This is a genomic window from Sphingopyxis fribergensis (assembly GCF_000803645.1).
GTDB lineage: Bacteria > Pseudomonadota > Alphaproteobacteria > Sphingomonadales > Sphingomonadaceae > Sphingopyxis > Sphingopyxis fribergensis.
On record NZ_CP009122.1, the window covers coordinates 460,867 to 475,489 of the forward strand.

The following is a 14,623-nucleotide window of genomic DNA, read 5'->3' on the forward strand; positions in this document are numbered from 1 at the left end:
GGCGTTGCTCCCATCAGAGACGGGAGCAAGGGACATCATCGTGTCCGCGCCATCCGCGGACCAGCGGGTTCAGCGCCGCGAGATCATGATCGCGCTGGCCAGCGTCAACGGCGCGCCGGTCCGTTGCGCCGCGACAATCTCCTTGCCGGCTTCGCGGCCCCTCGAAAGCGCACTCCGGAAGCAATGGCCGGTGGCTATTTCGCGCACGGTCGATTCGAATTCGGGGCGGACGTCGCACACCGAGCGCGCTGCGGCGCGCAGGCGGCTGTCGAGCCGCGCCCAGCCGGCATCGGTGTCGAGATTGAGGTCGGCATAGCTGACTTTTACGACCTCGATTTCACCTGCCGGTGCGGTCGCGACGATGGGCTGGGAAAAGGCGGGGGCTGCGCCGAGCAGCAACAGGGGAAGAGCCATGAAGATACGCATCGAATTACTCCCTTTCATCATGTTCCAGCCGAACGGCAGGCTGGGATGTGATGGGAGTAGCGGCGGCACATGCGGGCCGCCGTGATAAGAGCGTCAATTCTGTATTAAAAATACGTCAAAATACATAATGTTGAAATTTATTGTTCGTTGATCCGTCAAAAAGATGTTATTTCGGTCTTCGGGAAAAACATACGGCCGCTATCCCTCGACTCAGGAGGTCGCGCCGTGAATTCTGTATTCACCAAAAACGAGCGGTGGCCGGTCGCCGCCGCGATGCCGGTAGTACGGCTCCTCGGCGACTTCGCTGTCGAGCCGTCCGGCCTGTTCCCCACCGGCCGCAAAGCGCGCGCCCTTCTGGCCCGGCTCGTCCTTGCCGACGCACCGCTGGCGCGCGACCGGCTGAGCGCGCTGCTGTGGAGCCGCCGCCCCGACGCGCAGGCGCATGCCAGCCTGCGGCAATGTCTCGTCGAGCTGAAGCCCTGGACGCGCGCGATGCCGCCGTTGCTGCACGCCGATCGCGAAACCATCGCGCTCGATCGCACGCAAGTCGCCGACGATATTTCGCTACTTCACGCCGCCTGCGCGGTCGACGACGTCGCGGTGGTCCTGGACCGGCTGCCGGCCCATGACGTCGGGTTGCTGGCCGATCTCGACGGCATCGACGAGGCGTGGGACGACTGGCTGGCGGTCGAACGCACGCGTCAGGGCGAAGCGATCGTTCGCGAGGTGCTCGCCATGGCCGAAAGGCGGCTGCAGGCGGGCGATGCCGAACAGGCTCTCGCAGTGGCGGACAAGGTGACACGCTTCGATCCCTGCAGCGAACATGCCGCGCGGCTGGTGATGAGCGCGCGCTGGGCGGTGGGCGACAGCGATGGCGTCCGTCATGCCTGGCAGCGGATCGAAGATGCGCTCGCGCGCGGAATCGACGGCAGGCCTTCGGTCGAAACCGCCGAGCTGTATAAGCGCCTGTCTATCGGGCCCTGTCCGCTCGATCGTCACGCAGCCGCCGCGCCTTCCATGGCGGCCAGTCCAGCCGCCAGCCTGTCGCCGCGGCGCGCACTGTTCCTCGGCATAGCCGCGCTGGCCCTCGCGCTGACGGGCGCCGATGCGCCGCGGTCGCGATCTGCCGTTGCGGCCTTCGACGCGCCGATGGTCCGCGTCGAACCGATCGAGTTGCGGGGGAGCGATCCGGCCGAGGACCGTTTTGCCGATGCGCTGGCGGGCGATTTCGCGCGCTTTGCCAAGGCGTCGGGGGGTGCGGTCCGCGTCCTTGACGGGAAAGTGCCGGGACGCGTGGGCGATTTTGTCGTCCGTGTTGCGATCGAACGCGACGGCGGCCAGTTCATCAGCGAGTCGCGGATCGTGGACAGTTTGAACGGGGCGATCCTGTGGTCCAGCCGGTTCGCTGCGCCCGTCGACGATCTCAGCCGGCTGCGCGAACGGACCGCGCTCGCAGTGGCAGGGTTGGTCAATTGCGCCTTGACGCTGAACGGCCGGAACGACCTGTTGGCCGCCGATGCTGATCGGCGATCGCTGATCTTTGCGATCTGCGATGCGGATACGGCGTTTGACGGCCCCCGCGCGATCCGGTTGATGGAGGAGCTCGTTCGGCGCTGGCCGGGCGATGCTGACACGCTGGGATTGTTGGCGCAGGCCCGCGTCAAACATCTCTCGCACGATATGGATGCCGCCAAATTGCGGGTCGAGAGCGCGAGGGCGGTCGAAACGGCGCGCCGCGCGCTTGCGATCGATCCCGACAATGCCCCCGCCCTGACGGCCTTGTCGCAGACGAGCGGCGGCGAATTGTTCATGGTCGAGGCGCTGCCGCTGCTCGATCGCGCACTTGCGATCGACCCCGAATATCCGGCCGCATTGATGACGAGCGCGGTCGGGCTGTTCCAGGCCGGCTATGTTCATGCCGGTGTAGAACTGGCGGAACGAGCGGCACGCGCCGACCCGACGTCGATCTACAAGGCCTTGGGGGTCGTCCGGCGTTATGCGGCGGCGGGACAGATGCGCGAGGCGATGGAGCGGTTCGCAGAAGTGGAGGCGATCTGGCCGGGGCATCCCGACCTGGCCGAGCATCGCCAACGTCTCGCGGTTGAACTCGGCCGGGACGAGGCCGCCGAAGTCTATCGCATCGCGGCGCCCGAGGAGCAGCGCGAATTCGACATGCTGCTCGTCCATCAATTCGCCGACCCGTCGATCGGATCGCGCGAGGTCGACGCCGCCGCCGAAGCCGAGTTCGCGCGCTATCCGTCGATCGCCTACTTGATGGCCGCGCATTTTACCCGGCTCGGCGACCTGCCCAGGGCGCGCTCATGGTTGGCGCGCGCGCCGATCCGCAAAACTGACGGCCAATGGTCGCTTCTCTATTGGCCTTCGGTCGCCCCGCTCCGCCGCGACCCTCAGTTTTTTGCCAAGCTGGCGCGGATCGGGCTCGTTGATTTCTGGCGGCGCCAGGATCGCTGGCCCGATTTCTGCAACGAGCCCGGACTTCGGTACGACTGCAAAAGCGAGGCCGAACGGCTGGTCCGTCTCGGCCGCGCTGTCAGTGGCGGAAGTGTCGCATCCCGGTGAAGACCATCGCGAGGTTCGCTTCATTCGCTGCCGCGATCACCTCGTCGTCGCGGATCGATCCGCCCGGCTGGATCACACAGGTCGCGCCCGCCTCGACCGCCGCCAGCAGGCCGTCGGCGAAGGGGAAGAAGGCGTCGCTGGCGACTGCGCTCCCGACGGTGCGCGGCTGCGTCCAGCCGTGGTTCTCGGCAGCTTCGCGCGCCTTCACCGCGGCGATGCGCGCGCTGTCGCGGCGGTTCATCTGGCCGGCGCCGATGCCCGCGGTCGAACCGCCCTTGGCATAGACGATCGCGTTCGATTTCACATGCTTGGCGACCGTCCACGCGAACAGTGCGTCGGTCAGTTCTTCCTCGGTCGGCGCGCGGTCGGTCACGACCTTCAGGTCGGCGCGGGTGATGCGGCCATTGTCGCGGCTCTGCGCGAGCCAGCCGCCGGCGATCGTCTTCATCACCAGGCCGCCGCGCGCCGGATCGGGCAGCTCGCCGGTCAGCAGCAGGCGCAGGTTCTTCTTCTTCGCGAACACCGCGCGCGCATCGGCGTCGGCGTCGGGGGCACAGACGACTTCGGTAAAGATGCCGCTGATGAGTTCCGCCGTCGCGCCGTCGAGCGGCCGGTTGACCGCGATGATGCCGCCGAAGGCCGAGACATCGTCGCACTTTAGCGCCGCGTCATAGGCTTCGGCGATCGTCGCCGCGCTCGCGACGCCGCAGGGGTTGGCGTGCTTGACGATGACGCAGGTCGGATCGGCCTCGCGGAATTCGGACACCAGTTCCAGCGCGGCATCGGCGTCGTTGATATTGTTGTAGGAGAGTTCCTTGCCCTGCACCTGTTCAGCCTGCGCAATCCCGCGCGACGCGGGGCCGGCGGGCAGGTAGAGCGCTGCCTTCTGGTGCGGATTCTCGCCATAGCGCAGCTCGGTCGCCAGCTTCGCGGTCAGCGGCAGCGTGTCGGGGAACAGCTTGCCCTGGTCGGCAAAGGCGAACCAGCTTGCGATCATGCTGTCATAGGTCGCGGTGTGCGCGAAGGCGGTTGCGGCGAGGCGCTTGCGCAACGCCAGCGTGGTCGCGCCGCCATTGGCGTCCATCTCCGCGATCACCGCCGCATAATCCTCGGGCTCGGTGACGATGCCGACGAAGGCATGATTCTTCGCCGACGAGCGCACCATCGCCGGGCCGCCGATGTCGATATTCTCGATGATCTCATCACGCGCCGCGCCCTTGGCGACCGTCGCGGCGAAGGGGTAGAGGTTGACGACCACCAAATCGATCGCGCCAATGGCATGTTCCGCCATTGACGCGACATGCGCCGCATCGTCGCGCACCGCGAGGATGCCGCCGTGCACGGTCGGGTGCAGCGTCTTGACGCGGCCGTCCATCATCTCGGGAAAGCCCGTGAGGTCGGAGACGTCGAGGACCGTGTGCCCCGCTTCGCGTAGCGCCTTTGCGGTGCCGCCGGTCGATACCAGTTCGACGCCGTGGCGGACGAGCGCGGCGGCAAGCTCGGCGAGCCCCGCCTTGTCGCTGACGGACAGAAGGGCGCGGCGGACGGGAATCAGGTCGGTCATGGAGGAGGGCCTCGGCTGGCGATGGGATGACGCGGCCCCCCTAGGCGGGTGCGCGCGCTATCGCAAGCGGCGTCGAACCTTAAAAGCGCGGTGCACCCGCGAAGGCGGGTGCCCATCACCGGCCTGTGCAAAATAGAGCCGGCCGGAGATGTGTCCCCGCCTTCGCGGGGACACGATGCTCCAAATTTGCGCTCTATCTAAAGCCCCAGCGCCGCCGCGATCTGGTCCCAGCGCACCAGCTTGAAATTCTGCGCCTGCGCACCGTTGTCGCCGTCCTGCGCGAGGAAGAGGCCGTCGGGCCAGGCTGCGCCGAAATTGCCTGCGACGGCTTCGATCCCATCGGTCTCGCTGGTTGCACCGAAGGCGCCGGCGGCAACGGCAAAGCGTCCGACATAATCCATCGAGGGCAGCTTGAAGACTGCATAGGCATTGTCACCCTGGCTCGATACGAGCAGATAACGCTGGCCCTTGTGATCGATCGTCGCAAGGCCCTCGACATCGGCGACGAGGCGCTGGTTGTCGACCGGCGCGACCATGCGCGCGGTCGCGGTCTTGCCGTTCGGTTTCAATTCCCAGACGCCGGCATTTTCCTCGCCGACATAGAGCGTGTCGCCATCGAAGACGCAGCCTTCGGACTGGGTCGGGATCTTATATTCCCACTCGATGGCGAAGCTCGGCGTGCCGTCGACGGTCAGCGTGCCGACGCGCACCGTGCCGTCCTTGACGATCAGCGCCGCGGTGATTGGTTCGCCCGGCGCGGTCTTCTTGAGGCAGAGACCATAGGCCTCGCCAGTGCCCGCCGCCGCGCGGCCGAGTGCGACGATCGCCGGCTTGTCGGCGTCGAGGCGGAACACCGCGAGGTGCGCGTTCACCCCGTCGTTGCGATCGCTCGCGACGATGATGTTGCCCGCGACGTCGACATTGTTGACGAGGCCCGCCTGGGTAAAGGTGATATCCTTGCCGGTCAGGTCATAGACGTGCAGCCCGGCCTTCTTGTCGGTCGCGACGATCAGCGCGCGGTTCGGATTGGCGGGATCGATCCAGATTGCCGGATCGTCGGCGGCGTCGGCGCGGTTGGTGCCGACGGGCTGCGTTTCGCCGCTGGCGGTGACCTGCGTCGGCGGCAGGCCGGTGATGACCGGCTCGCTGGCCGCGCAGCCGGAAAGCATTGCGGCGAGTGCCGCAGCGGTGAGCAGTTTCGAAATGCGGTTCATCATTACCCCTTTTGACCTCTATTTGCCCCGGGCGACGCAACGCCCGCCATCGGGGCCGATTTCGCCCGAACAGCGCCTGGCGGCAATCGTCGGTTCGTCGATCTCGCTGAGCCTGTTGCCCTGCGCCGTTCGATCGAGATCGAAGCCGTCGTAGAGTTTGCCCGAGGCGGTAAATGTCCGGAATTTGATCCGCCGCGGCTCGACATCGACGATCTGATAGAGTTCGGTCGCCTCGGCGACCTTGTCGGGCTGCGTCGCCGCGCGGTCGTTGAGCGCATACATTTTCGACCCCGTCACCGACACGAGATAGACCGGGCCCTGCACCTTGCCGTCGGCGCGCGCCTTGGCGCTCGCCTCGCGCCCCGCGTCCGACGTCAGCCGGCTGTAACAATGGTCGTGGCCCTGCAGCACCAGATCGACCTTACGCTTTTCGAACACCGGCTTCCACGCCGCCTTGATTTCCTGGGTGTCGTTAGGCCGCGCGCAGGTGAACACGGGTTGGTGGAACAAGACGACGTTCCAGTTCGCCTTCGACGACGCGAGCGTCGCGTCGAGCCAGTCGGTTTGTGCCTTCATTGTCCCGAGGTCGATCGCGGCGGTGCCGTCGAGGACGATGAAACGCACGCCCTGATAATCGGTGTAATAGGTCGTCGCCTTGACCGGATCGGCACCGTTGGAGGGGAGTGCAAACTGCGCGGGCCAATAGGGACCGAGCTTGCGGCTTTCGCTGCCGTCCGCCTTCAGCACATCGACATATTCATGGTTGCCCGTCGCGGGCACCTGCGGGACGATCGCATAATTATAGCTGCCGGCCTGGTTCCACTCGCCCCATTCGTCATCATGGTCGAGGTCGTCGCGCTGGGCGACGAGATCGCCGGCATGGACGACAAGCCGGATATCGCCATTGGCGTGGAACGCCTGACGGATCACGCGGCTGGCGTAAGTGAGAATGCCATTCTGGATGTCGCCGAGGTAGAGGAAGCGGAAAGGCTTGGCCTCTGCCGCAGCGGTGCGGAACTGATACCATTCGCTCCAGCCCGCCGCACCCTTGACGCGATAGGCATAGACGGTGTCGGGGGCGAGGCCGGTGAAGCGGATCTGGTGATAGAGCGCCGGGCCATAGCTGCTGGCGACCGGCATCGCTTTGCCGGTGACCAGCACCGCCTTTTCCTCCAGCGTCGGCCCATCGACCGACACCGCGAGCTGGGCCTGGGACTCGGCCTGCGCGGTGTCGGTGCGATAGGCGACCGCCATCTCGCGCGCCGGGTCGGCCCCGGGCGAAAGGACAATGCGGTCGGGCAGATTTTTCGGCGCGTAGGGAAGGCCGGGCGAACGCGGGATGGGGCCGCTTTCTGCCTGTGCGTGCGCCGCAAGCGTGCCCGAAAGGGCCAGCCCTGCTGCCAACGGCAGCAGGGCGATCCGGTAACGCATCAGAACTTCACCCGCGCGCCGAACTTCATCGTCCATTTATATTGCTCGAACTGGAGAAGGTTTTGGCGGGCGCCAACATTGTTATAGGCGTAATATTTGGCGTTGTTGATGTTTACCCATTCGTAGAAGACCTGAACCTGCTTGGTGACATCATATTTGGCCGACAGGTCGAGCTGGAAGTGATTGTCGATGATCCGGTCTTCTTCCGCCGTATCGCCCAGCTCGTCGAGATATTTCGACCGATAAGTGCCGGCGAGGCGCAGCGAGATGGGGCCTTTTTCATAACCGAGCGCCGCATTGAACGTATGTTTCGACGCCGCCGGCAGGTTGATCTTCCGCAGGTCGGTGATGTCGCCGTCGGTCGGCACGTCGCCGGTCGCGTCGGTATAGGTGTAGTTCGCGTTCACAAGGAACCCGTCGAGCGGCGAAGGCAGGAAGCGCAGCGCCTGCGTATAACTGAGTTCGAGGCCCCAAATCTTGGCGCTGTCGCCGTTGATCGGGATCGTCGCCTCGTCGAACGCGATGCCATTATATTCGCCCGCATCCTCCAAATTGGTATCGACGATGAAATTCTTGATGTCCTTGTAGAAGATACCCGCGGACAGCGCGCCATTGTTCGGCAGATAATATTCGACCCCCGCGTCGAAATTCCACGCTTCATAGGGCTTGAGATCGGGGTTGCCGAATTCGCCTTCGCGCTCGCCGTCTTCATTCTGCTCGATGCTGAACCGCGGCGCCAGCTTCGACAGCTTGGGACGAACCAGGCTCTTCGATGTTGCGGCGCGCAGCACGAGGTTCTGCTGCGGCTCCCAGCGGATCGTCAGGCTCGGCAGCCAGTCGCCATAGCTGCGCTTGAACTGGTTGGGCACGATGCTGTCGACCGTGTCATCGTCGGCGATCGAACCATCGGACAATTCTCCATCCTCGGTCACGACCGTCACGGTATTGGCGCGGATGTCGTTCTTGGTGTGCTCGTAGCGCACGCCGCCGATGACGCGCAGCGTATCGCTGTCCCAGCGGCCGAGTAGATAGCCGGCCATGACGTCTTCGCTGACCGAATAATCTTCGACGTTCGAATCGAAGATCGAGTCGAATTCGTTGAGTTCAAAGCCGTCGCGGTTCGCGTTGAAAAAGGCGCGCACGCTCTTTTTGTCGGGAACCGGCGAAATATCGGTGAGCCGATAGGTCTGGGAACCCACGAAGTCCGCGAGCGTCAGATCGTCCATTTCCCAATATTGCGTTTCGAGGTTGTAGCTCTTGTCGCGCCAGCGGCCCTTGGCGCCGGCCTGGACGGTGAAAGTGCCATTGCTCATCGCGAATTCGCGCGCGAGGTCGAGCTTTGCGCCCCATTCCTCGTCCTGCGCGTCCGACAGGCCGGTGACCTGGATGCTGTCGAGTTCATAGGCGTCGGGGTCGGAGAAATCGGCAATCGCGCCGGCATCGCCGCCGACCGTGTAGAGCGGCCGCCGCGGATCGGCGAAATCGAGGCCGAGGAGCAGGCCATTGTCTTCAAAGCTCTGTTCGAAATTGGCGGGGTCGATGGACCCGTTCTCGCGCTCGGTCGACTTGGCGTAGCTGACCGAATATTTCGCGTGCCAGCCATCGCTGTCGGTCTCGCCGCCCAGCGTGAGGCTGCGGATACGCTGACGCTCGAAACGATCCTTGAGCGACCGCTGGACCTGCAATTCGCCGTCGGCGTCGCTGTAGACCAGGTCGGCGCCGTCGCCGGTGACCTCGCCCGCATCCTCGAGCTTGAGGCTCGTTTCGCGGCGATATTCCTGGTCGTCGAACTGGCTGTAGAGGCCGCGCGCATAGAGCTTGGTCGACGAACCAAGACGGAAATCGAAGTTCAAATTCGCCGAGAGACGCTTCCGTTCGACGTCATAGTCGCGGTAGTTGACCTCTTCGGTCGTGATCTGGCCGTCGTCTTCATTCCACCCGTCGGCTTCGACATTATCGGTTTCGAACTTGCGCTGATAATAGGAAATGCCGCCCGACACGCCGACATTGTCGCCAAGGCGCTGCGCGAAATCGATGCTGCCTTTGGGCGTCAGCTTTTCCGAATAATCATTGTAGCTGCCCTCGATCTTCGCGGTCAGCAAATTCTTGCGGCGTTCGAACGCGCTCGTCGTGTGGATCTCGATCGATGCGCCGATCGTATCGGCGTCCATGTCGGGGGTCAGCGATTTCTTGACCTCGATCGATTCGATGCTGTCGCTCGAAATCACGTCGAGCGCGACCGAGCGGACGTCGCTTTCGGGGGCGGGCAGGCGGACGCCGTTGACCGACGTCGCGTTGAGTTCGGGGTCGAGACCGCGGACCGAAACGAAGCGGCCCTCGCCCTGGTCGTTCAGGATGTTCACGCCGGGCAGGCGGCGCAGCGATTCGGCGACATTCTGGTCAGGGAACTGGCCCACTGCGTCGCGCGTCAGCACGCTTTCGACGCCGTCGGCGGCCTTTTGGCGTGACAGCGCGCTTGCCTGGTTCGCCGACTGGCCGATGACGAGGATGCTGTCGTCGGTGCCGAGGATGACCTTTGCGGTCACATTGCCGCTTTCGGGCACGGTGATCGTCTGGGTGCGCGGTTCGGCACCGACATAGCGGGCTTCGAGCGTATAGGTACCGGCGGGAACGTCGGCGAACCGGAAGGTGCCGTCGCGGTCGGCCTCAGCCACGCGGTTCAGCTCGACGATGCGCAGCTGAGCGCCCTGGAGCGCACGGGTGTCGGTGGCGTCGGTCACCGTGCCGGTGAGGTCGCCGGCATAGGCCGCGGTCGGAACGGCGGCGGCGAGCGAGAGGCAGGTGCCGATCAGGATGCGCGAACGGACGGTACGAAGTCGGTGCATGGAAGTCCCCCGAGGAGTGCGAGAAAATCGCCGGGTCCTCTTGGCTCCCGGCGAGTCGAGGGCGCACTGGCAGCGGTCTGTGACCGCTGTGTTACGGAGGTGTCACACTATTGAAACAGAAGGAAAACGGTGTCGGTCAAGCCCAAGGGATTGCACCGGAACTTGTGTCGAAACTGTAATCGTAAATTTTTCTGACGATCGAGCCGTCGCGGCCATCAGCCGATATGCTTGAAAATCCACCCGATGCTCGCCCCGCCCGCAGGCGTGGTGCCGGTGACGACGAGTTGTTCGGTCGGGTGCGGGCGGCCCTCGCCGTCGACCCACAGGCTCTGCTCGATGTCGAGCCCGCCCTCGGAGGTGCGGAACTGCCATAGCGGGCCGCCGCCCACGCGCAGCAGCGCGCCCAATTTGTCGGCGGTCAGGCTCGCCGAGATATGCGGGCCGAGGTGGAAACGCAGCGCAAAGCCCTTGTCGCCCTTGCGCCGCGTGCGCGGGGCGGGAAGCAACATGTCCTCGCCGCGCAGCTCGCGCCCGTTGGGTGACAGAATCAGCAGGCGGCGGTGGATCAGCCCGTGGCGCCGCGCATAGCCGTCGTGGCTCATCTCCAGCCGACTTCCCTGCGGCGTCTCGCGTCGGTCGAGCTCGACCTCGGTCACACCCTTGCCCAGCGATCCGTTCGACAGGATGGCGGTCGAATTGCTGTCGGCGAGGATCAAAGTCGAATGCGCGGCGGTGGTGCGGAGCCCGCGCGCGAGATCGGCGGGGATCGTCGCGCCGGCCAGCGCGGCGCCGCCGCAATTGACGACGATCCGCTCGGCGCCATCGCTGAGTTCGAAGGCGAGGGTCGACGCGCAGCCCGCTTCGGTCACCCGGGCGATCGGCGGCGGTGCGGCGTCGGCGAGCAGCACGACCTTGTTCGCGACGAGCCGTTGATAGCCCCAGTCGCGCGCCTGCTTGAGCGGCCGCGTGCGCACGCCGCTGGCATCGACGATCGCCTGCACATAAGCGGCCGACGTCGCGCCGCTGCCCTGCCAGCTGCCCATGCCGCCGTCGCTGTGGATGAGGCCGAGTAGCGCCGGAACCGCGCGCGCCAGGACTTCCTGGATGAAGGGCGGCACCTCCATGCGGCGCATGTCGTATATTTTAACGAGCATCGACAGCGCCATGACGGCGTCGAGCTGTGCCTGCGGCGAGCGCGAGATATTGCCGCCGTCGGCGTAGAAGCTGGTTTCGAGGACTTTGCGGAGGCCGGCTTCGCCGAAGACCTGCCGCGGCTCGCCGCCGGGCATCAGCAGCGACGCGGCGACGATGCCGACCCATGCGACCATCTGGCCGGTGCCGGGGCGCGTCTTGTCGGCGACGCGGTCGAGGTGGCGCGCCGCGCGCGCGAGGTGGTTGAGCACCGCCGAGCGATAGACAAGGTCGCTCGACGACAGGATCAGCGGCGCGTGGCTCGCCCAGAACAGGATGCGCCACGCCGTATTGTCGGCTTTCCATGCGGGTTCGTTGACCGTCTCGCCATGCGTGCCGAGCCAGTGGCGGACGACGGCCTCGGCGATCGGGGTGCTGTCGGCGCGCGAGCCGGTCGCGGCGAGGTCGCGCAGCCAGGCAAAGCTGTGCAGATAGTCGGCAAAGGTCGGCGCGACATTGAGCGCGGCGAAGTCGAGCTCGCCGAGCGGCAGCTTTAACCCGCGGTGCAGGAAATGGCCCGCGCGGATCGCGGTGCCGGCGCGCGCGTCGCCCGGAACGGGATCGGTCGGAACACCTAGCAGCTTGAGCGGGAAGCGTCCCTTCAGCCGCAATGCGTGGAGCGGCGTGCGCCAGGTCAGCCGCGTGATCGCGTTGGCGACCCGGTCGCCGAGCGAGAGGCCCTTGTCGGCAGGGAGACGGATCAGGCGCTTGCCGGGCTCGATCGTGTCGTCGAGCGTCGCGGCATCGTCACCGGGATCGAGCGGCGGGTCGGCAGGGGCAGCGGTCAACGGTCTCCCCTTCATCGATCAGGCGCCGCGCAGCCGCCGGATATTGTCGGCGTAAGCGTCGGGTCCGCCCTTGAAGGTCGCGGTGCCCGCAACGAGCACATCGGCGCCCGCAGCGATCGCCAGCGGGGCGGTGCCCGCGTCGATGCCGCCATCGACCTCCAGCCGGATATCGCGGCCGGTCTTGTCGATCATCTTGCGGACCGCCTCGATCTTGCGCAGCTGGCTGGTGATGAAGCTCTGACCGCCGAAACCCGGATTGACGCTCATGATCAGCACCAGGTCGATGTCGTCGATCAGATAGTCGAGCATCTTCGCCGGCGTCGCCGGGTTGAGCGACACGCCCGCCTGTTTGCCCAGCGACTTGATGTGCTGGACGGTGCGGTGGATATGCGGCCCGGCTTCGGGATGGACGGTGATGATGTCGGCGCCCGCTGCGGCAAAGGCGTCGAGGAAATGATCGACCGGCGAGATCATCAGATGCACGTCGAAGGGCAGGGTCGAGTGTGGGCGCAAGGCCTTCACCACCGCCGGGCCGATCGTCAGATTGGGGACATAATGGCCGTCCATCACGTCGATATGGACCCAGTCGGCGCCCGCAGTCTCGATCGCGCGCACTTCCTCGCCCAGCTTCGCGAAATCGGCGCTCAGGATCGAAGGGGCGATACGGACGGGAGATGGCGCGGCGGTCATGGACCGGCCTTAACCATCAAGCGAGTCGGGGGCAAGCGGGGCGGAGGCGCTATTTATGCCTTCGCTGCGAATTATAAACTGCCGTGTCGCCGCGAAGGCGGGGACCCATCTTCTGCCCGTGCTCAATTGCGCCTTCCGGAGATGGGCCCCCGCCTTCGCGGGGGTGCGCCTATGTAGGGTTGGATAAGCTATCGCCAGCGCCAGCCGCCCTCGGTCTTGGCGCGATAGATCGGCATCGGGGCGAGCGCCCCGAGTATAACCGCGATCGTCATCGCCACCGGCCGACCCTGAAGCGCGACGGCCAGCCCGGCGATCATCGCGATGTGCAGCGCCAGGAAAAACCAGCCTTCCCAGACGAACGGCAGGCCGGTCCCATAACCGCGGCGCTTGGCGCGAAACCAGGAACTCTTTCGCATGAACAGGTGCAGCATATCAGCCTTCCTCTTTCGGTGGCCGACCGCGCTTCGCGGGAACCGGTGTTTTGACGCTTACGCCGCGCCGCCCCAGCGCCTCGCGCAACAACATCTCGATCTCGGCATTGGCGCTGCGCAGTTCCGCGGCCGCCATCCGCTCGATCGCCGCATAGAGCGCGGGATCGAGACGGAGGGCAAAGGCTTTTTTCGACGATGCAGCCACCGGGCGAACTCAGTAAAGCGACCCGGCGTTCACCACCGGCTGCGTGTCGCGCTCGCCGCACAGCACGACCATCAGGTTCGACACCATCGCCGCCTTGCGCTCGTCGTCGAGCTCGACGACGCCCTTTTCGGACAGCAGGTTCAGTGCCATCTCGACCATCGTCACCGCGCCCTCGACCAGCTTCTTGCGCGCCGAAATCACCGCCTCGGCCTGCTGGCGGCGGAGCATCGCACCGGCGATTTCCTGCGCATAGGCAAGGTGCGTCAGCCCGCATTCGTCGACGGTGATCCCCGCTACGCTCAGCCGTTCGATCAGCGCCTTGCGCAGTTCGACCCCGACCTCGTCATGGTTGCCGCGCAGCGTGATTTCCTGATGCTCGATATCGTCATAGGGATAGCGCGAGCCGATCGAGCGCACCGCGGCCTCGATCTGCGCCATCACGAATTCCTTGTAATCGTCGACGTCGAACAGCGCCTGCGCGGTGTCGGTGACGCGCCACACGACCTGCGCCGCCATCTCGATCGGGTTGCCGCGCAGGTCGTTGACCTTGATCTTGTCGGAAATGACGTTGTTCGCGCGCACCGCGATCTTCTTGCGCGACAGCCACGGCAGCACCCAGCGCAGCCCGCTTTCACGGTCGGTACCCTTATAAGCGCCGAACAGCTGGATCGCCGCGGCCTCATTGGGGTTGATCAGGTAGAAGCCGCAAAGGATCAGCGAGCCGGCCACCGCGCTCCCCGCCACGACGGCCCATTTCCACGCGACCTGAATGTCGGCATTGGCGTTGGTAATCGCCGCCCACGCGGCAACCCCCAGCAGCAGCAGCCAGATGAACAGCATCAAATAACCGCTCTGCGTCAGTGCCCGCGTCTCCCGGCTGCGGTTCAGCGCCGGTGTTGCTCCCTCGACCATGTTGCCCTCCGAATCATTTGATATAAAGATGATACCATATTTATATCGAATCGGGCGGCGGTCAATCGGGATTTCGTGGCGATTGCGGAGGACGGCTTAGGGGTGGGAAGCTGCCACCCCCATTTTCGTCATCCCCGCGAAAGCGGGGACCCAGAGCGTCCGTCGGCTGGCCTAGCCTTGGGTTCCCGCTTTCGCGGGAATGACGAAGTATTAGAAGCGGGCGTCCGCTTCCGGCCGTTCCCAGCCCTTCGTCATCCCGGACTTGATCCGGGATCCACTGCAGTGCTGAGGTCATGGACCCCGGATCAAGTCCGGCGTGACGATAATGGGCATATCCTCCCTGTC

Annotated in this window: 11 protein-coding genes; 1 reads left to right on the forward strand and 10 read right to left on the reverse strand. The window is 65.3% G+C overall.

Annotated features, from left to right (window positions below; all coding sequences use genetic code 11):
- Positions 1–69: 69 nt before the first annotated feature.
- Positions 70–426, reverse strand: a complete 357-nt coding sequence (locus SKP52_RS02025; RefSeq protein WP_039571135.1) for a UrcA family protein — start codon at positions 424–426, stop codon at positions 70–72.
- 225 nt (positions 427–651) lie between these two features.
- Between SKP52_RS02025 and SKP52_RS02030 the strand changes: the two genes are divergently transcribed.
- The gene (locus tag SKP52_RS02030) at positions 652–3,006 is read left to right on the forward strand and encodes a BTAD domain-containing putative transcriptional regulator (protein WP_039571137.1); all 2,355 of its coding nucleotides are present in this window, start codon (positions 652–654) and stop codon (positions 3,004–3,006) included.
- Here the strand turns inward: SKP52_RS02030 and purH are convergent.
- From purH to SKP52_RS02075, 9 genes are all read right to left on the reverse strand, one after another.
- Positions 2,978–4,570, reverse strand: a complete 1,593-nt coding sequence (gene purH, locus SKP52_RS02035) for a bifunctional phosphoribosylaminoimidazolecarboxamide formyltransferase/IMP cyclohydrolase (protein WP_039571148.1) — start codon at positions 4,568–4,570, stop codon at positions 2,978–2,980. The genes SKP52_RS02030 and purH overlap by 29 nt on opposite strands.
- Positions 4,571–4,767: 197 nt before the next feature.
- Positions 4,768–5,784, reverse strand: a complete 1,017-nt coding sequence (locus tag SKP52_RS02040) for a phytase (RefSeq protein ID WP_052208821.1) — start codon at positions 5,782–5,784, stop codon at positions 4,768–4,770.
- Between the two features lie 18 nt (positions 5,785–5,802).
- The gene (locus SKP52_RS02045; RefSeq protein ID WP_228383795.1) at positions 5,803–7,251 is read right to left on the reverse strand and encodes a purple acid phosphatase family protein; all 1,449 of its coding nucleotides are present in this window, start codon (positions 7,249–7,251) and stop codon (positions 5,803–5,805) included.
- Positions 7,215–10,061 carry a TonB-dependent receptor gene (locus tag SKP52_RS02050; RefSeq protein WP_039571153.1) on the reverse strand — a complete coding sequence of 949 codons (2,847 nt, stop codon included), beginning with the start codon at positions 10,059–10,061 and terminating at the stop codon, positions 7,215–7,217. The genes SKP52_RS02045 and SKP52_RS02050 overlap by 37 nt, the downstream gene beginning before the upstream one ends.
- A gap of 215 nt (positions 10,062–10,276) precedes the next feature.
- The gene (locus SKP52_RS02055; RefSeq protein WP_039571158.1) at positions 10,277–12,055 is read right to left on the reverse strand and encodes a heparinase II/III family protein; all 1,779 of its coding nucleotides are present in this window, start codon (positions 12,053–12,055) and stop codon (positions 10,277–10,279) included.
- 3 nt (positions 12,056–12,058) lie between these two features.
- Positions 12,059–12,730 carry a ribulose-phosphate 3-epimerase gene (rpe, locus tag SKP52_RS02060; protein WP_039571168.1) on the reverse strand — a complete coding sequence of 224 codons (672 nt, stop codon included), beginning with the start codon at positions 12,728–12,730 and terminating at the stop codon, positions 12,059–12,061.
- A gap of 188 nt (positions 12,731–12,918) precedes the next feature.
- A complete protein-coding gene (locus SKP52_RS02065; protein ID WP_039571170.1) occupies positions 12,919–13,161 on the reverse strand; it encodes a hypothetical protein in 243 nt (80 codons plus the stop codon).
- A gap of 1 nt (position 13,162) precedes the next feature.
- Positions 13,163–13,366 (reverse strand): hypothetical protein, encoded by a 204-nt coding sequence (locus tag SKP52_RS02070; RefSeq protein WP_039571172.1) that lies wholly within the window; start codon positions 13,364–13,366, stop codon positions 13,163–13,165.
- Between the two features lie 9 nt (positions 13,367–13,375).
- Positions 13,376–14,278, reverse strand: coding sequence for an SPFH domain-containing protein (locus SKP52_RS02075; RefSeq protein WP_039571174.1), 903 nt, complete (start codon positions 14,276–14,278; stop codon positions 13,376–13,378).
- Between the last annotated feature and the right edge of the window lie 345 nt (positions 14,279–14,623).